At 64.1% G+C, this 19,301-nt stretch carries 17 protein-coding genes and 1 tRNA gene; 5 read left to right on the forward strand and 13 right to left on the reverse strand.

Going from position 1 to position 19,301, the window contains the following annotated elements; genetic code table 11:
• The 13 genes from AYM40_RS15370 to AYM40_RS15430 form a co-directional block, all read right to left on the reverse strand.
• A complete protein-coding gene (locus AYM40_RS15370) occupies nt 1–1,185 on the reverse strand; it encodes a beta-ketoacyl-[acyl-carrier-protein] synthase family protein (RefSeq protein WP_063496957.1) in 1,185 nt (394 codons plus the stop codon).
• A complete protein-coding gene (locus tag AYM40_RS15375) occupies nt 1,182–3,809 on the reverse strand; it encodes an MMPL family transporter (RefSeq protein WP_063496958.1) in 2,628 nt (875 codons plus the stop codon). The genes AYM40_RS15370 and AYM40_RS15375 overlap by 4 nt, the downstream gene beginning before the upstream one ends.
• On the reverse strand, nt 3,809–4,492 hold the full coding sequence (locus tag AYM40_RS15380) for a LolA family protein (RefSeq protein ID WP_063496959.1): 684 nt from the start codon (nt 4,490–4,492) through the stop codon (nt 3,809–3,811). Before AYM40_RS15380 ends, AYM40_RS15375 begins: the two co-directional genes overlap by 1 nt.
• A complete protein-coding gene (locus AYM40_RS15385; protein ID WP_063496960.1) occupies nt 4,480–4,911 on the reverse strand; it encodes an acyl-CoA thioesterase in 432 nt (143 codons plus the stop codon). Before AYM40_RS15385 ends, AYM40_RS15380 begins: the two co-directional genes overlap by 13 nt.
• Nucleotides 4,908–6,515, reverse strand: coding sequence for an HAL/PAL/TAL family ammonia-lyase (locus tag AYM40_RS15390; protein WP_063496961.1), 1,608 nt, complete (start codon nt 6,513–6,515; stop codon nt 4,908–4,910). Before AYM40_RS15390 ends, AYM40_RS15385 begins: the two co-directional genes overlap by 4 nt.
• Nucleotides 6,502–8,316 carry a glycosyltransferase family 2 protein gene (locus AYM40_RS15395; protein ID WP_063496962.1) on the reverse strand — a complete coding sequence of 605 codons (1,815 nt, stop codon included), beginning with the start codon at nt 8,314–8,316 and terminating at the stop codon, nt 6,502–6,504. Before AYM40_RS15395 ends, AYM40_RS15390 begins: the two co-directional genes overlap by 14 nt.
• Nucleotides 8,316–10,022, reverse strand: coding sequence for an AMP-binding protein (locus AYM40_RS15400; RefSeq protein WP_063496963.1), 1,707 nt, complete (start codon nt 10,020–10,022; stop codon nt 8,316–8,318). The genes AYM40_RS15395 and AYM40_RS15400 overlap by 1 nt, the downstream gene beginning before the upstream one ends.
• A complete protein-coding gene (locus AYM40_RS15405; protein ID WP_063496964.1) occupies nt 10,019–10,681 on the reverse strand; it encodes a hypothetical protein in 663 nt (220 codons plus the stop codon). The genes AYM40_RS15400 and AYM40_RS15405 overlap by 4 nt, the downstream gene beginning before the upstream one ends.
• Nucleotides 10,681–10,932, reverse strand: a complete 252-nt coding sequence (locus tag AYM40_RS15410; protein ID WP_063496965.1) for an acyl carrier protein — start codon at nt 10,930–10,932, stop codon at nt 10,681–10,683. The genes AYM40_RS15405 and AYM40_RS15410 overlap by 1 nt, the downstream gene beginning before the upstream one ends.
• Nucleotides 10,933–10,934: 2 nt before the next feature.
• Nucleotides 10,935–11,234 (reverse strand): phosphopantetheine-binding protein, encoded by a 300-nt coding sequence (locus tag AYM40_RS15415; RefSeq protein ID WP_063496966.1) that lies wholly within the window; start codon nt 11,232–11,234, stop codon nt 10,935–10,937.
• Nucleotides 11,209–12,003 (reverse strand): lysophospholipid acyltransferase family protein, encoded by a 795-nt coding sequence (locus AYM40_RS15420; RefSeq protein ID WP_063496967.1) that lies wholly within the window; start codon nt 12,001–12,003, stop codon nt 11,209–11,211. The genes AYM40_RS15415 and AYM40_RS15420 overlap by 26 nt, the downstream gene beginning before the upstream one ends.
• Nucleotides 11,987–12,766: a beta-ketoacyl synthase chain length factor gene (locus AYM40_RS15425; RefSeq protein ID WP_063496968.1), complete on the reverse strand. Its 780-nt coding sequence runs from the start codon at nt 12,764–12,766 to the stop codon at nt 11,987–11,989. The genes AYM40_RS15420 and AYM40_RS15425 overlap by 17 nt, the downstream gene beginning before the upstream one ends.
• 570 nt (nt 12,767–13,336) lie before the next feature.
• The gene (locus tag AYM40_RS15430; RefSeq protein WP_063496969.1) at nt 13,337–14,035 is read right to left on the reverse strand and encodes a DUF4136 domain-containing protein; all 699 of its coding nucleotides are present in this window, start codon (nt 14,033–14,035) and stop codon (nt 13,337–13,339) included.
• A gap of 216 nt (nt 14,036–14,251) precedes the next feature.
• On the opposite strand from AYM40_RS15430, the gene pepN reads away from it, so the two are divergent.
• The 5 genes from pepN to AYM40_RS15455 all read left to right on the forward strand — a co-directional run bounded on the left by pepN (nt 14,252) and on the right by AYM40_RS15455 (nt 19,170).
• Complete coding sequence (pepN, locus tag AYM40_RS15435) at nt 14,252–16,948, forward strand: aminopeptidase N (RefSeq protein ID WP_063496970.1); 2,697 nt, start codon at nt 14,252–14,254, stop codon at nt 16,946–16,948.
• Between the two features lie 198 nt (nt 16,949–17,146).
• On the forward strand, nt 17,147–17,428 hold the full coding sequence (locus AYM40_RS15440) for a type II toxin-antitoxin system RelE/ParE family toxin (protein ID WP_063496971.1): 282 nt from the start codon (nt 17,147–17,149) through the stop codon (nt 17,426–17,428).
• A gap of 16 nt (nt 17,429–17,444) precedes the next feature.
• A complete protein-coding gene (locus AYM40_RS15445; protein WP_063496972.1) occupies nt 17,445–17,900 on the forward strand; it encodes a HigA family addiction module antitoxin in 456 nt (151 codons plus the stop codon).
• 122 nt (nt 17,901–18,022) lie between these two features.
• Complete coding sequence (locus AYM40_RS15450; RefSeq protein ID WP_063496973.1) at nt 18,023–19,039, forward strand: class 1 fructose-bisphosphatase; 1,017 nt, start codon at nt 18,023–18,025, stop codon at nt 19,037–19,039.
• A gap of 55 nt (nt 19,040–19,094) precedes the next feature.
• Nucleotides 19,095–19,170, forward strand: a tRNA-Thr gene (locus AYM40_RS15455).
• The last annotated feature ends 131 nt before the right edge of the window (nt 19,171–19,301 follow it).

Here is a 19,301-nt window from a genome sequence, read left to right on the forward strand (position 1 = left end):
TCACCGTCCAAGGATCAGGCTGACATTGCTGCCGCCGAACGCAAACGAATTGCTCATCACATAGTGCGGCCCAGCGCCGCGCGGCAGAAAGCGTTCGGTTTCGACCAGATCCAGCGCCGGCAAAGCGGGATCGGCAGCGCCGTCCCACAGATGACGCGGCAGCGGCACCTTGTCGCGTGCCAGCGTCAGCCACGCGAAGGCGAGTTCGGTTGCGCCCGCTGCGCCGAGCTGGTGACCCGTTAGCGGTTTGGTGCCGCTCGTCGCCACACCGTCGGGAAAGACACGCGCCATCAGCTTCGCTTCCATCTCGTCGTTCTTGCGCGTGGCGGTGGCATGCAGATTCACATAGCCGATCGCCGACGAGGCAACGCCCGCATCGGCCAGCGCTGCGTGCAATGCGAGTTCACCGCCCACACCTAGCGGGTCGGGCGAGGAAATGTGATGCGCGTCGCTCGATTCGCCGACGCCCGCGAGCCGCACTTCCGCTTCGTCGCGGCTCATCAGGAACACGGCGGCGCCTTCGCCGACGTTGATCCCGCAACGATTGCGGCTCATCGGATTGGCGCGTACGCCGCTGGTCGATTCGAGCGAGGCGAAACCCTGCACCGTCAGCTCGCATAGCGAATCGACGCCCCCCACCACGACCGCATCGCAAAGCCGTAATTGCAGCAGCCGGCGCGCCGACGCAAAAGCCTTCGCGCTCGAGGTGCAAGCGGTCGAGATCGTAAACGCCGGGCCCTGCACGCCGAGCGCGGCAGCGGCAAACGGCGCGGCGGTGCCAATCTCCATCTGCCGGTAATTAAAGTTGATTGGCAGGTTGCCCGCTTGCGCCTGATAGACGAATGCGGCTTCGGCCGCTTCGACACCCGACGTGCTGGTGCCAAGCACCACGCCAAGCCGATGCGCGCCGTAACGCTCGCGTGCCGCCTCGATCGCGGGTGCGATTTGCGCCAGCGCGGCCAGCAACAAGCGGTTATTACGGCAGTCGTAACGCGTGAGTGCGGCCGGCGGCGCCAGATCGAGAGGCGCGAGCACGCTGCCGACAAACGCTTCGCCAATGCCTGTATGGGCATTCGCCATACCGGGTGCGCGCGCGGCGGCAAGCGCCGGGACGATTGCATCGAGGTCGCCGCCGAGCGCATTGATCATGCCGAGCGCGTGCAAATAAACTGATGGCGCCTTCATGCGGCCCTCCTTGATTCCGATGGCATGCCGATCGGCGCGAGCAGCACCGATACCGCAATGCCGAGCGCGAGCGTGGCGCCGAAGCTCTTCAGCGCGGGCATCGCACTCATGCCGAGCATGCCGAACGACAGCAGCGTGGTGGCCGCGGAGAGCAGCACGCCGGTCCACACCGCGCCTAGATCAGCGTCTGCGCGCAAGCAGCCTTCGCGCAGAAACACCGCATAGTTTGCGCCAACGCCAAGCACGAGCATCAGCGCAAGCCAGTTGAAAAGATTGAGTGGCACGTGGGCGTAGCCGAACACCGCGAGCGTGACGCCGACCGCGAGCAACACTGGCAGCGTGACGGCGATGCCGCCGTGCACGTGGTCCGCCAAGGAATCTTTCTGCCGGGCGTCTCCCGATCCCCCAATCCCCCGCGGGGACTTCCTTCGGGGCAGGGGACTTCCTTCGGGGCCGGAGACTTTCTGCGAGGCATCCCCCAATTCCCCAAGGGGACTTCCTTCGAGGCGCAGGACTTCCTTCGGGGCGTAGCGCAGCATCAGCAGGACGAGCACGAGTGCAAGCGCACCGCCGAGCCACCAGCCGCTATCCACGCGGTACGCACCGAATAACTTCGATACGCTCGCCGCTTTATCGACGAAGACGACGCCCGGCAGCGCTTGCGCAGTAGCGATCAGCGCGGGTTCGTTCTGCGGCGTCACGCCTTGTGGAATCACGACCGCTGCGTACGCTTTGGCGGTCGAATCGACAGCACCCAGCCACAGATGTTTGTAGGGCTGCGACCACGGCGTGGCGAGCCACGTGTCGACCGTGAGCGGCGGCTGCGGTTTCGCATACGCGGCGAGCCAGGCATCGGCAACTTCGTCTTTAAAACCTGCTTGCAGCAGCGTGGCGCGCAATGCTGCGGGGTCGTTGAAAACATGCTGCGCGAGCAATGCGCGGTCTTCGTCTTGCTGTTTCGCGGACGGCACGAACTGCGCCACTGACTGATAGTCGCCAACCTTGTTCGCCGTGCCGTTCAAGCCGTCGAGCTTCGCGCCCAGCGCTTCGGCGCGTTCCAGCACGATCTCCGGCGTCTCCCCGCGCACCACAAAAAACTGCGCACTGTTATCGACGCCGACCGCCGCGCGCACCTTGTCTTCCTGTGCGACCAGCGAAGGATCACGCTGGATCAGCAGATGGATATCGTCGTCGCTGGTCAGACGCAGCCAGCCGGGAATCGCCACGATCAGCAACAGCGCCGCGACGAACCACGCGCGCTTGCCGCCAATCGTGCGATGCCAGACCGTCAGGACACGCGCCGCCCCGGCGAACACCCGCTGCGGACTGCGCCTCGGCGGGCGCGTGAGCAGCGCGGGCAACAACCACAGTACGGACGCAAACGCCGTGACGATGCCCGCCATCGCAAAGCATGCGATCTGTTTGAGCGCGGGAAACGGCACCCACGTGAGGATCGCGTAGCCGAGCAGGCTGGTGGCAAGCGCAACCGTCAAGGCCGGACGTACCGCATGCGCACCGCGGCGCGAATCCCAATCGCGCCCCGCGCCAAGATAGACCACAAAATACTGGATCGAATAATCGACCGCTTCGCCGATCAGGCTCGCGCCGAACACCAGCGTCAACAGATGCAATTGGCCGAACATCAGCATCGTCACCGCGAGCGCGCAAACGATGCCGAGCGCCGTCGAAACGAAGCCGAGTAGCAACAACCTCGGCGAGCGGAACACCCACATCATCAACAGCGCAATCCCGCACAGGGACGCAACGCCGATCAGGTGCACTTCGTGTTCCGAGGCGCTGCGTGCCGATTCCGCGTAAAACACCGCGCCGGTTCTCGCCACCGACACGTCGGGAAACGCCTGCTTCAAGGCGCTTTCGCCTTGTGCGAGCGCGGCGAGCACGGTGTGCTGCGTCTTCGATTCGTAGGCCGAGCCCGGCAGCGTGGCGACGATCAGTACGCTGGTTGTGGCGCCGCGATGCGACACCAGCATGTTGTCTTCGAGTTCGAGATTCGACGTGGCGAGCGGCAAACCGCCGAGCCAGTGTTCGAGCCAGCCGAACGGATCGTCGGCGAGCGGCGTGGTCAAACCGCCGCGTAATGGGCTGTAGATGCGCTGCGCGAGCGCGTCCCCCAGTCCCCCAAGGGGACTTCCTTCGGGGCGGGGGACTTCCTGCGGGGTGTCGTGCAATGTCGCGCTTGAAGCGCTGTTCTGCGCGAGAGCCATGCGGTCAGCAGGCGCCAGCAAACCGAAGCGATAGGGCATGTACAACGCTGCGATCTGCGACAGATCGAACGGCGGCAATTCCGCCGTCACCGAGCCAAACGCCCCGCTCTTCTGCAATGCCGCGCCGAGCTGTTTCGCGGCCGCTTTCGCGTGCGCGTCATCGTTGCTGGTGACCAGAAAAACGGTGCGGTCGCCCAGCGCGCCCGCCAGCGTATCGACCGCCTTTTCAGCAACCGGATCCGCTTCGGTGGCAGGCAGCAACGCCAGCAGATTGGTCTGCAACGGCGAAGGTCCCGCGAAACGCCAGCCGCAATACAGCGCCGCGGCGAGCGCGAGCAGCAGCCACGCGGCGCGCATGCCCCATGGCTGTTTCGCGGACGGCTGTTGCAGCACCCGCATCACGGCGCTCCGAGCAAGCTGCGCTCAGCGGGCGTCGGTTCGGTCACCGCCACGCTTTTTGCAAAGTCGAGCGTCGTGACGTCGCCGTTCGCGAGCGTGATGCGCAGGCTTCGCAGATAGTCGCCGCCATTCATCTGCAAGCCTTTGATCGACTGCGCGATCTGCGGCTGGTTCGGCGTAAGTTGCATGCGCCACTGCGCGGCGCTGCCTTCGGCCTGCACGTCGAATTGCGAATACAGCGCCGACAGATCGCCGCCGAGCATCGCACGCATCATCTTCGAGACCTGTGCGACGCCGCGCGTACCTTGGGCACTGTGCGCCGCGATGCGCTGGCCGTTGGCGTCGACTTCGGCGACGCCCGCGTCGGTGATCACGTAGGTGGCTTTGTACGGCGTGTCGATCTGCCAGATCACGCCACGATCGCGGAAGAACAGCAGCGAACCGGTGCTGACGAGCGGCTGCTTCATCGCGGCGAGCGTCTGCGTCTGCGTGAATTGCGCGCGCACTCCCTTGGCTTGTGCGAGATGGGAGGCGATTTGCGAGACCAGGGCCGGGTTGCCCGCGGCCTGCGCTTCTTCTGCCGCGGACGCCAGCGTCGGCCATGCTGCCAAGCCCAATGCGCTCAGGGTGCCTAGCGCGAGCCACGCGCCCGCGGCCACAGCGCGCAGGCTCATCGTCCCCATACGCGCTCCAGCTTTTCGAATACGACCGGCGGCGACACGAACTGCAATTCCTGCGTCGCGGCATCCACCGCGACCTGGATCGTGTAGCCCTTCGTCAGCCGCGTACCGGACGCGCAATCGACAATTTCATAGCCTATTTTCAGGCGGTTCTCGTGTTCGAGCAGTTGCGTGCGCACTTCGATCGCCTGGCCATAGGTGGCCGGGCGCACATACTTCAGATGCGCCTCGACGATCGGCCACAGGTAGCCCGAGGCCTGCATCTCGCGGTAGTCGTAGTCGAAGGTGCGTAAGAGCGCCGCGCGGCCGATCTCGAAGTACTTCAGATAGTGGCCGTGCCAACACACGTTCATCGCGTCGACGTCGTGAAACGGCACTTCGACCATCGCGCTGGCTGTCAGCACTTTAGGGGAGGCGGTCATGCGTGCGAGCCTCCGCGATAGTCCTTCAGCAAATCGCACGCGGCGATGCGCGCGGTCAGTGCGCGCAGGTCGCTTTCCAGCGCGCGGTCTTCGTCGACGAAGGGCGACTGCGCCGTCACGCTGTCGATGAAGGCTTGCAGCGGCGCGGGAACCGGCGTGGCGCTGTCGATCTTCAAACGCAACCGGGCGGCTTGCACCGTCGCGAGCGTATGCGCGGCGGCGACCTGCTCCGTCAATTCCAGCACACGCAAACAGTCGCGCGCGGCGATCGTGCCCATGCTGACCTTGTCCTGATTGTGCGCCTCGGTCGAACGTGAGAAGACGCTTGCGGGCATCGTGTTTTTCAACGCTTCGGCCGTCCATGCGGACGACGAAATCTGCACCGCCTTGAACCCATGATTGATCGCGGCACGCGCGGGGGCCGCACCGGACAGATTGCGCGGCAAGCCGTTGTTGAAATTCACGTCGACCAGGAGTGCAAGCTGCCGGTCCATCAGATCGGCGAGATTGGCGACCGCGACCTTCAGCGAGTCCATCGCGAACGCGATATGGCCGCCGTAGAAGTTGCCGCCGTGCAGTACGCGCTCGTTGTCGGGATCGATCAACGGGTTGTCGTTCGCGCTGTTCAGTTCGTTCTCGACATCGCGGCGCACCCACGACAAGGCATCGCGCGCGACGCCGATCACATGTGGCGCACAGCGAATCGAATAGCGGTCTTGCAGACGATGCCCCGGCGTATCGTCGCGCCCGGTCAGATCGTCGCGAATCCATGCCGCGGCTTCGGCCTGCCCTGCGTGCGGCTTCACTTCGAACAGGGTTGCGTCAAAATGCGCGGCGCGGCCGTCGAGTGCGATGGTGGAGAGCGCCGTGAGACGTGCGGTGAGGCGCGTCAGATGATCGGCACGCGCAAACGCGAGACAGGCGAGGCCCGTCATCACCGCGGTGCCGTTCATCAACGCGAGGCCTTCTTTCGGCGCGAGCGTCAATGGCGTGTGACCGAGTTCGGTCCATACCTCGCGCACATTGCGCAGGGTGCCTTCGAACATCACATCGCGTTCGCCGGCAAGCGCGGCGGCCACATACGAAAGCGGCGTCAGATCGCCGCTTGCACCGACCGAACCTTCCGACGGAATGCGCGGCAACACGCGATGATTGATCAGATCGGCGAGACGCTCGAGCAACACGGGGCGCACGCCGGAAAAACCGTAGGCCAGCGAGTTCAGCCGCGCGGCGATCACCGCGAGCGTTTGCGCGTCGTCGAGATACTGGCCCATCCCGCAGCCGTGGTAGCGCGTCAGTTGCAACGGCAAGGCTTCGACGAGCTCCATCGGCACGTCGACCACGCACGCATCGCCATAACCGGTGTTGACGCCGTACACGGTCGCGCCCGCCGCCAGATGCCGGCGCAGAAAATCCGCGCCGCGCTGGATGCGCGCGCGCCACGCCGGATCGGCGCTCAACGCAACCGGCGCGCGATGGTGGGCGATCCCAACGACCTCTTCGATCGTCAGCTTGCGCCCGCCGATCGTCACCGCCGCGGCGTTCGCGCGGGTGTTCTCACTTGCGCTGACGTTCAGCGTCTCGATCAGATCATGTTCGGCCATGTGTGCCTCGCTTGGGGCTGGCCCAGAAATCGAAGAAATTGAACCATTGATAAGGTGCCTTGCGGCAATAGTGTTCGAGGCGCGCCGCGTAACGCTGCGCCCACGCGGCAAGATGCTGCGCGCGTTCGCGGCGCGGCAACTCGATGCGTTCGGCGAACGGTTCGAAATACAGACGGTAGCCGTCGTGCTCTTTCAGGCAGAAGAACAGATAGACGGGGCAGCCCAACGCATGCGCGAGCACGTAGGGGCCTTGCGCAAACGGGGCGGCCGAGCCGAGAAATTGCGCTTCGGTCGTGCGGCCCGCTTCGCGCGCCGGCACGCGGTCGCCGACGATCACCAGCAGTTCGCCCGCGTCGACGCGCTCCTGCATCAACATGGCGGTCTCGGGACCGAAGTCGCTGACTTCGAGCAGATGCCGCGCGAACTGGCTATTCGCCGACGCCAGCACGCTATTGAAGCGCCGCGCGTGTTCGGTGTAGACCACGGCGGTGACTTTCGCGTAGGCGCCTTGCGTGGCGAGCGCACGGGTCATTTCCAGATTGCCCAGATGCGCGCCGATCACGAGCGCACCCTTGCCGCTCGCCACCAAGGCTTCGAATGCGGCTGGATCTTCGAATTTGACCTCAGTGTTGTTGACCCGGCCGGACCATGCCGCGAGCTTGTCGAAGCCCGATTGCGCAAACGCCAGCATGTGTCGATACGCGGACAGCCAACCCGGACGCGGCGTATCGCCATGCGGCGCGGCTTGCCCGAGACGCGTGAAGTAGTTGCTCGACGCCTCGCGGGCGGCGCGGCCCGTCAGCAGAAAATACGCGACGATCGGATGCAGCCAGAGCGCGGTAAACCGCCGGCCGAACAGCTTGCAACTGAGCGCGAGCAACGACATGCCCAAATGGCTGCCGCGTTCGGCGATCCGCCACCAGTCCTGCGGGCTCTGTTCGCCCGGCTCGTCCTGCTTGCCGGGTTCGGCTTGTTCGCCCTGTTCGGCTTGCTTGCCCGGTTCGGCTTGCTTGCCCGGTTCGTCCTGCTTGCCCGGTTCGTTTGCAATGGCCGGGCGGCGTGGCATCACTTTGTGCGCGAGCAGCATCGGCAGACGCCACAACATGCCGAACACGAGCCGCGTGTGGCTGCGGCTGATGCGCACGTTGTCCCACAGCACGTCGAAATGCGAGACGCCATCGGTTGCGTACGTGACGCGCGTCGGAATCGAGTGGAACGCCGCGCGCCGCCAGTAGAGGCGCACCAGAATTTCAATGTCGAAGTCCATGCGCGTCGGCAGTTGCACGCTGTCGATCAGCTCGCAGGCCAGCGCTAGCGGATAGAGGCGAAAGCCGCACATCGAATCGCGAATCGTCAGCGAGAGCGTTTCGATCCACACCCATACGTGCGTCAGATAACGGCCGTACAGGCGCGATTTCGGCACGCTCTCGTCGTAGACCGGGCGGCCCAGGATCACCGCGCCCGGTTCGGCTCGCGCCGCTTCGATGAAACGCGGCACATCGGCCGCGTCGTGCTGGCCGTCGGCGTCGATCTGCAAAGCGTGCGTGTAACCCGCAGCGCGCGCGGCGCGCAGCCCCGTCATCACGGCTGCGCCCTTGCCGCCATTGACCGGCAAGCGTAGCAGCGTGAGCTGCCCCGCATACTGTTGCGCGAGCGCGGTGAGGACCTGCTGGGTGGCCTCATCGCTGCCGTCGTCGACAACACAGATCGGCAAGCCGTGCACCGCGAGGCGGGCAACGGTCGCGCCGATCGCGTCCTTGTGGTTGTAAATCGGAATCACAATGCACGGAGCGAATTTCATCAGGCAGGCTCCCGATACACGATCACGCCGGATGCGCATTCGCGCCCGCTCAGCCGGTACGTGAACCGCACGCGTCCACGCGCTGCGTCGTGTGCGAGCGTAAGATTCAGCACCGCGCCCGGTGACACCGGCGCCATGAACTTGAGCCGGTCGATCGATGCCAGCGTGCGCACAGCGGGCACGTGCTCGGCGGCCAGATGCATGGCCCAGTGCACCTGGACGACGCCCGGCAGAATCGGCAGACCGGGGAAGTGGCCGGCGAAATGCACGAGCGTCGGCGGCACGCGCAGTTCGTAGTGCAAGGTGTCGGCACTGCGGGCTTCGGCAAGCACTTCCACACCGTCCGCGCGCGGCTCGAAAGCCGCCGCGACCGCGGCCACCGGCAGTTTGCCGCGCGCGTCGAACGGCAACGTGAGGCGAAAACGCCAATGACGCGGCAGCACCACCACATCGAAATAGGCAGCGAGATGCCGGCGCAGGGTTTGCGCAAGCAGCACGCGGCCTTCGGCGCGCAATGCCTCGCTGCCGGCCTCGGTCAGCGCCACCACGGCGCCGACACGCTCGCGCGAGGCGCCTTCCAGCGGCACGATCGCCGCTTGCGCAACATACGGATGCAGCGCGAGACGCGCTTCGAGTTCCGGCAGCGACACGCGCTTGCCGTCCAGCTTGAGCACGCGATCGAGCCGGCCTTGCAGACGGAAGCGGCCATCGGCGTCGAACGCGATTTTGTCGTCCGTGCGATGCCAGCCGGCGTGATCGAGATGCGACGAGCGAACGTTTAGCGCACCGTCTTCGTCGCGGCGCACTTCGACGCCGGTCATCGGTTGCCAGGCATCGGTCTGGTCCTGACGACGCCAGGCGATGCCGCCAGTTTCCGTGCTGCCGTAAACTTCGAACGGCGCCGCGCCGTGGGCCGCCGCGTATTCCTGCGCGGCTTCCAGGGCGAGCGGGCCGCCTGAAGAAAAGAATGCACGCGGCGCCGGCGTCAACGCGGCGAAGCCAGGCAAGGCGGGCCAACGCGACAATTGCGCGGGCGTCGAGACGACCACCGTCGCGCCGCATTGCTCGATCTGCGTTTGCAAATGCACAGGCTCGATACTGATCGCGCGGTTGAACGCGCGGCCCGCGGCAAGCGGCCACAACACGCGAAACAGCAAACCGTAGATGTGATGATGCGGCACGCTCGCGAGCATCGTCGCATCGCCGACCAGAGCGCCCCACTGCTGTTCGAGCGTGTGCACTTCGGCATTGAATTGCGCGAGCGTCTTGCGGATCGGCTTGGGGGTGCCGCTGCTGCCGGAGGTGTAGAGCGTCAACCGGGCTTGCGGATCGATCGTATGCGCGGCGCCTGGCGCGTGTGTGGCGGCGGCATCGGCGTTTCGCGCACCCTGCGTCAGGTCGGCGTCGGTCAGCACGGCGTCGTACGCGTCTGCGAGATCGGCGAGATAGCCCGGCGTCGCGTTGGCCGGAATCACCGGCTCCTTGCCGCACGCGAACAACGCAAACAATGCGCAGGCGAAATCGAACGGATCGTCGATGCACAACGCGAAACGTTGCGCGTCTTGCGTTTGCATCAGTGCGACCAGCGCCGAGACGCGCGCGCGAAACGCAGCGCGGTCGAGCACCGTCGCGCCGTCGCGGCATACCGGTGCATTCGCGACCGCGGCCCCATGGCCTGCCGACAACAGATCATGCAACGCAATCATGCGGCCTCCGAACGCGCGGCTCGCGGCAGCACTACCAGATAACGCCAGATGACCTCGGCCACCAGCAGCACGCCGATCAGCCCATAAGCGATCGCGCCGTTATAGAGCGACCAGCTTGCGCGGCTCCAGTACAGCGCCGTATAAGCGGAGAACGCGCCGTTCAGCGCGAAGAAACCGCACCACACCTGGGTCACGCGCCGCGTATGGCGCACCGCGCCCGGCGGCAGATTCGGATTGCCCAGCCGCGCGAATTTTTCGATCATCGACGGCCCGCGCACGAGCGTCGCGCCGAACGCAATCAACAGCCCCAGATTCACGAGCGACGGATAGAGGCGCAACAGCAGTTCGCTGTTGGTGAACACGATCGCCGCCGAGGCGCAGCTCAGCAAGCCGACCACGGTCCGGTCGATCGCGGAGAGCCGGCGCAGCGAGGTCGCGACCGGACCGCTACCGGCCCAGCGTTGCAGCCACAAAATCGCAAACAGCATGCAGCCGACATAGCGCGGCGTGTCCCAACGCCAGGCACACAGAATCAACGCGGGATACGCGAGTTTCAGCAGGACCTGCACCACCGTTTTGCCCCAGTGGCGCTGAGTGCCGAGCGATGCCTCAGCGGGCTGGCTCGCCACCGCTTGCATTCGCGAGCGCACAGCTGGCATCAGCCTTGTGCCGCCAGCAGGGATTCGACCGCACCGATCACATCGCCGACCGTGCGCACCGACTTGAATTCGGCCGGCTTGATGCGGCTGCCGGTCATTTCCTGCAGTTTGATCGCAAGGTCGACGGCGTCGATGCTGTCGAGATCGAGGTCTTCGAAGAGGTGCGCGCCGGGTGTCACGCGCTCCGGCTCGATCGCGAAGTTCTCTTTGAAGATGGCGCGGATGCGTTCAAGAATCTCTGCCTCGGACACGATTAGTCCCCTTTTTCTGTGGTTTCGGTCGCAGCACGCGCCGTTTCACGTTGACTCGCGACCAGCGCGGCCAACGTGCTGATCGAGCGGAAGTGTTCGCGGGTGCGTTCGTCGTTCGCTGCGATGGTCAGTTGGTATTGTTTGCGCAGCACGATGCCGATCTCGAGCGCGTCGATCGAGTCGAGACCGATGCCGTCGGTATCGAACAACGGTGCGTCGTCGTCGATATCGGCCGGGCTCAGGTCTTCCAGGTCGAGGGCCTCGATCAGAAGCTGTTTAATTTCCAGTTTTAAAGAATCCATAATCGAACAGGTGCCGAGTAATGTGTGCTTCGACGGCGCTGGTCACGCTGCGCGCCGCGAGGGACGGTGAAGTGTCGTGGTCCGCGAGTTGCTCGACGCCAAGCGGCTCGAGCACGTTCACGCGCATCCGGAAAGCGCGCGCCGGCACGTCGTACCAGCGCATCTGCCTGGTGAAAGCCGGCGGGTCGCAATCCATCAGCACCGGCACGATCGGCGCACCGGCCTTCAATGCCATGTGCGCGAAACCGCGTGAAAACGCGTGCAGGCGGTTCGGGGCGGGGCTGCGCGTGCCTTCGGGAAAAATAATCATCGTGTAGCCCGCCGCGAGCCGCCGCGCACCGGCTTCGACGAGTTCGGCGGGATCGGCATTGCTCACATATTCCGCCGAGCGCACGATTCCCCAGAAACAAGGATTGCCCCAGTGCGCGTTCTTCACCACGCAACAGGCACGCGGCGTGAGCGACAACAGTACCATCACGTCCAGGTACGTGGGGTGATTGGCGACCACGATCGCCGGGCCGCCGGTGCGCAATGCCTGTGCGCCCGACACCTCGAGCTCCATCACGCCGATGCGCCGCAATATCGCGACCAGCACCCGGAAGAACCAGTGGATCACGGTCGTCACCACGCGCTGGCGCGACGCCCGATGCGGCCATAGCCACGCGAGTGGGAACACCAGTACCGAAAACAGCACACCGCAGATGCCGAACACCACGAAGGCCATGCCCGTCGCGCAGAACCGCCAAAGGTAATCAAGCCGCGCGCTCATGCCACCTCCAATGCCAGGCGGCGCCGGCGCCTTGCCAGACAGCAGGCCTGCCCGTTTCCAGACAGTGCAGCAGCGCCTGGCTCTGGGTCGCGAAAGGTTCGTCCGCGCTTGACTCGCTGGCCGCGTTTGCCACGTTTGCCGCGTTTGCCTCACTTGCTTCACCTGCGTGGCTTGCCTGTTGCGCGGCCTCCGCTGCCTCCCGCTCACCCGCGCCGAACAAGGTGCAGACCAACTGCCCCGCTGCCGCTTCGCCGTTCAGCAGGATCGCGATCGCGCCGCCCTGCACTTCGTCTTCAATCGTGCCGTACGCCGGATCGGCCGGCTCGTCTGCATACACCAGCAGCACTGGCGAACCCGGCTCAGTTGCGTATTGCGCGTACGCTTCCAGCAGCGCGTAACCAAGCGTCTCAGCGCCGGCCGAGATCGCGCTGGCAGCAGAACGATCGCCGCGCGCGATGCCGAACACGCCAGTCATTGCGTTCAACACCGACAGGCTGAAGGCGGTCGGCGAGACCGGTTCGCCCGTGCTGATGGTGCGCAGGATGTCCGTAGTGCGCCGCAACTCACCGTGGCGTGAAGCGAACACGACTCGAACCTCGTCTTGCGCCACGCAATCGTGCGCGACCTTCAGGGCGACTTTGGACAGCGTGCTCAGGCGACGCCGCACGATCGGCTCGATAAAGCCAATATCGGGTGCGGCAGATGCGGCAGCAGGCCAGCTAGACCAGCGAGCGACCGGAATGGTCCAGTGCAGATCGGGCATATCGGTGTTCGCGCGTAGAAGCGAGGAGAGGCTGAGGGCGCCTGACGGAATACGCAGCCGTCACAGCGTATGCTCGCCGCGCGGAACGACAATCTCCAGCCGGGGTCAATCCAATGTTCTTATTAGGGTTCAGCGATTTACAGGCACTGGCCCCGTTTATTCAGGCGCCCTTGCCAATTAGTCTGATGGATTGACCCAGACTCCCTGTGGCCGCCGGAATAATACTGAATATTCTGGATTAAATCAGCCACAAAAGACGTATCTATCTGTATCCGTATCGCTGGTGCGGCGGCTGACTGGAAAGCGTCAAAATGCAGACCTGGCGGCCCTTGCACAGCCTGTGACCGGCCCGCAAAGCCACTGCCAGCGAGCTTCGCGGGCCGGCTGGACGCTAACGGCATCCACCAACACACACAAATACTTTCAATTAACTTCCCAGACGAGTGTTTCGTTTCGGAACACTTTACTGCTTCTGACCCTATCAGCCGATCATGCGCCACGCCTGAATCTCACGCGCGACTTACACCACCGGCTTCCGACCCAAACCGGGCACGCCGTCGCCCGTGCCGCTTACTGCACGACCTTCGCGCCCGATGCTGTGGCCGGCGCAGCCGAAGGCGCGGCACCCGTCGTAGCGACTTCGTTCGAGATCCCGCCGTTCTTGTCGAGCGGAATCTTCACGGTATGGACCACGCCGTTGCCGAGCGGGAAGTCAGCCAGCGCGCTGCGCGCCAGATAAGGCATGGCCCTCACCAGCGACGATTCTTCGTCCGAGTTGCGCGCCGTCACGTTATAGACCTCTTTGCCACTGGCGCGCTCGGTGATCCGCACGCCGAGCAGGTGCGTGAAGATCGGGTAGCTCTGGTTCACATACGCTGTCGGATATGGACCCCACGGGCCCCACGGATCGAACGGCCGGCCCCAGTACGGCGACGGCCAGGGGTTGTAATACACCGGCTGCGCGACCGTCACCATATCCGAGCGCACGCCGTACGACAGCCCGACCAGATAGCGCGCCGCTGAAGCGTCGACCTGACGGAATGCGTGCGTGGCAAGTTCGTTGGCGACGACACGCTCGTAGGTGCTGAGTTCGAGATTGTTTTGCTGATCCGCCGCCCGCGTAAAGGCATACGTACGGGTGGCATCATTGCCGCTCCAGTCGGAGAACGCCGTGACCTGAGTGGTCACGTAGCTCGTGCAACCGGACAGCAGCACCGTCAGCGCGCCCAACAGGAGCGCGGCACGGCGTACCCAACGATCGAATTTCATGGTCTACCTCGTGATGCCTGTTGTCGCCATTCTTGAGCGGGTTGGTTCGTGCGCACGCTTCGCCGCGCAAAGCGGCCCCGATAATACGCTGACCAGGCGATTCGGTAAAAAGTTCGGCCCGCACGAACCGCCGAGCCTTTGTACAATGGCTCGACAAGCCCGGCTCGCGCGCCATAAGCACGCGTGACGGCTCGAGTCCCATCACCACAGAACGCCATGGCCGATACCGCAACGCCCAATGTGATCCGCCGCGCCGACTACGCGCAGCCCGCCTTCCTGATCGACACCGTCGCTCTGGAGTTCGATCTGGTCCCCGATCGCACCGTCGTCAGGAACACGATGCGCGTGCGCCGCAACCCGGACGCGTCCCACGCCGCAAATCTTGAGCTGATGGGCGAACAACTCGAGTTCGTCGGCGCCACAGTCGACGGCGCCCCGTTCGCCAACGCGCATGCGCACGAACACGGCCTCACGCTCGACAACGTGCCGGATAACTTCGAACTCACGCTCACCAGCAACTGCAATCCAGCGGAGAACACCACGCTGTCCGGCCTGTATGTGTCGGGCGGCAACTTCTTCACGCAGTGCGAGGCCGAGGGCTTTCGCCGCATCACTTATTTCCTCGACCGCCCCGACGTGATGGCGACCTACACGGTCACACTGCGCGCCAGCAAGACCGACTATCCGGTGCTGCTGTCGAACGGCAATCTGCTCGAAGCAGGCGATCTGCCGGACGGCCGCCATTTCGCCCGCTGGGAAGATCCGTTCAGGAAGCCGAGCTATCTGTTCGCTCTGGTCGCGGGCAAGCTGGTCGCGCTCGAAGAGCGCGTGAAGAGCGGCTCGGGCAAGGAAAAGCTGCTGCAGGTATGGGTCGAACCGCACGATCTGGACAAGACCCGTCACGCAATGGATTCGCTGATCAATTCGATCCGCTGGGACGAGGGGCGTTTCGGGCTGGAACTCGATCTGGACCGCTTCATGATCGTCGCGGTGAGCGACTTCAACATGGGCGCGATGGAGAACAAGGGGCTCAACATCTTCAACACGAAGTACGTGCTGGCGAACCCCGAAACGGCAACGGACACCGACTTCGCGAACATCGAGGCGGTGGTCGGCCATGAGTACTTCCACAACTGGACCGGCAACCGCGTGACCTGCCGCGACTGGTTCCAGCTAAGCCTGAAAGAAGGCCTGACGGTGTTCCGCGATCAGGAATTCTCCGCCGACATGGCGGGGGGCGCGACAGACGAAGCCGCGCGCGCCACCAAACGCATTGAAGACGTGCGCGTGCTGCGCCAGATGCAGTTCGCCGAAGACGCCGGCCCGATGGCGCACCCGGTGCGCCCGGAAAGCTACGTGGAGATCAACAACTTTTACACGATGACGGTCTACGAAAAGGGCTCCGAAGTCGTGCGGATGTATCAGACGCTGTTCGGCCGCGACGGCTTCCGCAAGGGCATGGACCTGTACTTCAAGCGTCATGACGGCCAGGCGGTGACTTGCGACGATTTCCGTCACGCGCTCGCCGATGCGAACGGCCGCGATCTCGCGCAATTCGAGCGGTGGTATAGCCAGGCCGGCACGCCGCGCGTCTCGGTACGCACGAAGTACGACGCAGCGCAACAGCGCTACAGCGTGAGGCTCACGCAAGGCTACGGCGAGGCCGCACCGGCCGCGCGCGAAACGCAAAAGGGCCCGTTGCTGATTCCGTTCGCAATCGGTTTGATCGGCAACGACGGCCGCGACCTGCCGTTGCAACTGGAGGGTGAAACCAGGGCTTCGGACTCCACCACGCGCGTGCTGGAATTCGCGCAGACCGAACAGACCTTCACGTTCGTCAACGTCGCGCAGGAACCGCTGCCCTCGTTGCTGCGCAATTTCTCGGCGCCGGTGATCGTCGAATACGACTATTCAGCCGACCAGCTCGCGTTCCTTCTCGCGCATGACAGCGATCCGTTCAACCGCTGGGAAGCCGGCCAACGGCTCGCCACACGCGAGTTGCTAACGCTCGCCGGGCGCGCCGCCACCGGCGTGCCGCTGCAGCTCGACGACTCGGTCGTCGCCGCGTTCGCCCGCGTGCTGACCGACGAAACGCTCTCGCCCTCTTTCCGCGAACTGGCGTTGATGCTGCCGTCGGAAGCGTATCTGGCTGAACAGATGGCCGAATCGAATCCGGCTGCCGTGCACGCTGCGCGGCAATTCGTACGCAAGCGCCTCGCGAATGCGCTCGGGAAGGACTGGCTCGCCGTGTACGACAAGCACCGTACACCGGGCGCCTATGAAGCCACACCGGAGGCATCCGGTCATCGTGCGTTGAAGAATCTTGCCTTGTCGTATCTCGCGGAACTGGACGATCCGGCTGAAGCCGTGCGTCTCGCCTCCGCGCAATACGACACCGCCAACAACATGACCGACCGCGCGGCGGCGCTCTCGGCATTGCTCAATGCAGCAGCGGCGAATGGCGGCAGCGTTGAGGCGCAGCAGGCACTGGACGACTTCTACCGGCGCTTCGAAAAGGAACCGCTCGTGATCGACAAGTGGTTCGCCTTGCAGGCCACGCAACGCGGCAACGCGCAGCGTCCGGTGATCGAGACCGTGCGCAAGCTGATGGCTCACCCGGCGTTCAACCTGAAGAACCCGAACCGCGCACGCTCGCTGATTTTCAGCTTCTGTGCGGCGAACCCCGCCCAGTTCCACGCCGAAGATGGCTCGGGCTATGCGTACTGGGCCGACCAGGTGATCGCGCTCGACGCCATCAATCCGCAAGTGGCCGCGCGCCTCGCCCGCTCGCTGGAGCTGTGGCGCCGCTTTACGCCAGCGCTGCGTGAGGGCATGCGCACGGCACTGGAGAAAGTGGCATCGCAGGTGAAATCGCGCGACGTGCGCGAGATCGTCGAGAAAGCGTTGGCGTGACGGTCGTCTGAAAGCGCTTTTCGCACCTAAAACCGGCACGTGGTGCCGGTTTTTTTTCGTCCTGAATTTGGTGATGAAGCGGCGGCGTGCGGACCTCGACGTTAGCCGTCTGGACGACTGTTCGTATCGGCTCGACAGGGTGAAAGTAAACGCATCCATTTAACGGTTTACGTTTAACGCGATGCGTTATATCATCCCATGATCACGACATTCGGCGACAAAGCTACGGCGGCAATCTTTCAGGGCAAGTTCGTGCATTCATTGCCGCTCTACATGCAGGCGCTCGCACGCCGCAAGCTGTTGATGATCGATGCCGCTGAATCCAGCCGTAACCTGCATGCGCCGCCGGGCAACCGGCTCGAAGCCTTGCAAGGTCAGCGTAGCGGACAGTGGAGTATTCGAATCAACGCGCAGTGGCGCATCTGTTTTCATTTTGTCGACGGGGAGGCGCTGAATGTCGAAATTGTCGACTATCACTGATTATTGGGAGACCGCCATGGTCATCAAACGCTCCGATCTGGGCAGCATCGATTTCGCCGGCATCGACACCGGCGAAAGCATCCCGGAAATCCACCCCGGCGAGATTCTGCGCAGCGAGTTCCTCGAACCGCTTGGCATGTCCGTCAATGCGCTCGCACTTGCGCTGCGCGTACCGGCGCCGCGCATCAACGACATCGTGCGTGGCAAGCGCGCCATCTCGGCTGACACCGCGTTGCGGCTCGAGCGCTACTTCGGTGCGAGCGCGCAGTTCTGGCTGAATCTGCAGATCGCCTACGACCTGCGCGTCGCCACCGCGGCAGCCGGCGAGCAGATCGAACGCGAGATCGAGCCGATGCCCAAGGCGAACCGGCCGAAAATGCCGAAAGTCTCAGCCGAACACGCCCGTGCCACAGCGCTTGCCGCCCGCCTCACCGGCCATGTCACGGCCATCAAAGCTCGCCGCAAAGCCTGAATTTCACGTGCCTTTACAGCGCTCAGTGGCACAGACACACGTCCTTGCATCTCAAAAGCACGGAACCGACACAGCGAGCGGTTAAAATCGAGACATTCCCCAAGCCTTCCCGGAGTACAGCAATGGCTTTGCAACGTCGTACCACTCTCACGAAGTACCTGATCGAGCAGCAGCGCGAGACCAACAATCTCCCGGCCGACCTGCGCCTTTTGATCGAAGTCGTCGCGCGCGCATGCAAGGCGATCAGCTACCACGTCAGCAAGGGCGCGCTGGGCGATGCGCTCGGCACGGCGGGCAGCGAGAATGTTCAGGGCGAAGTGCAGAAAAAGCTCGACATTCTGTCGAACGAAATCCTGCTCGAAGCGAATGAATGGGGCGGCAACCTGGCGGGCATGGCATCCGAGGAAATGGAGCAGTTCTTCCCGATCCCGGCCAACTACCCAAAGGGCGAATACCTGCTGGTGTTCGATCCGCTCGACGGCTCGTCGAACATCGACGTCAACGTGTCGATCGGCACGATCTTCTCGGTGCTGCGCTGCCCGGACGGCCAGCAGCCCACCGAACAGTCGTTCCTGCAACCCGGCACGCAGCAGGTCGCGGCCGGCTATGCGGTGTACGGCCCGCAAACCGTGCTGGTGCTGACCACCGGCAACGGCGTGAACTGCTTCACGCTCGACCGCGAGCTGGGTTCGTGGGTGCTCACGCAAAGCGACATGCGCGTTCCGGTTGAAACGCGCGAATACGCGATCAACGCTTCGAACGAGCGCCACTGGTATGAGCCCGTCGAGAAATACATCGGCGAGTTGAAGGCAGGCAAGGAGGGGCCGCGCCAGAGCGACTTCAACATGCGCTGGATCGCGTCGATGGTGGCCGATGTACATCGTATCCTCAACCGCGGCGGCGTCTTCATGTATCCGGCCGACAAGCGCACGCCGGACAAGCCGGGCAAGCTGCGCCTGATGTACGAAGCGAACCCGATGGCGTTCATCGTCGAGCAGGCTGGCGGCGCCGCGACCAACGGCGAGAAGCGTATCCTGGACATCCAGCCGAAAAGCCTGCACGAGCGTGTGGCGGTGTTCCTCGGCTCGAAGAATGAAGTCGACCGCGTCACCCGCTACCATCTCGAAACAAAAAAGTGACCGCAGGGGCTTGCCAAGCTCCTGAAGAAGTCCCTATAATCTCGTTTCTCCTGATGCCGGAATAGCTCAGACGGTAGAGCAGCGCATTCGTAATGCGAAGGTCGGGGGTTCGATTCCTCTTTCCGGCACCACAAGATTCAAGCACTTAGCCCAGTCATTGCGACTGGGCTTTTTGCTTTCTATTGCCTGTTTTCCACTGCCTGCTTTCTTCTCCAGCTTCCGCCCCCCCCTGCGCCTGCTTTCCGAAATCCTTGGCGGTTCT

The organism is Paraburkholderia phytofirmans OLGA172 (assembly GCF_001634365.1).
Classification (GTDB): Bacteria; Pseudomonadota; Gammaproteobacteria; order Burkholderiales; family Burkholderiaceae; genus Paraburkholderia.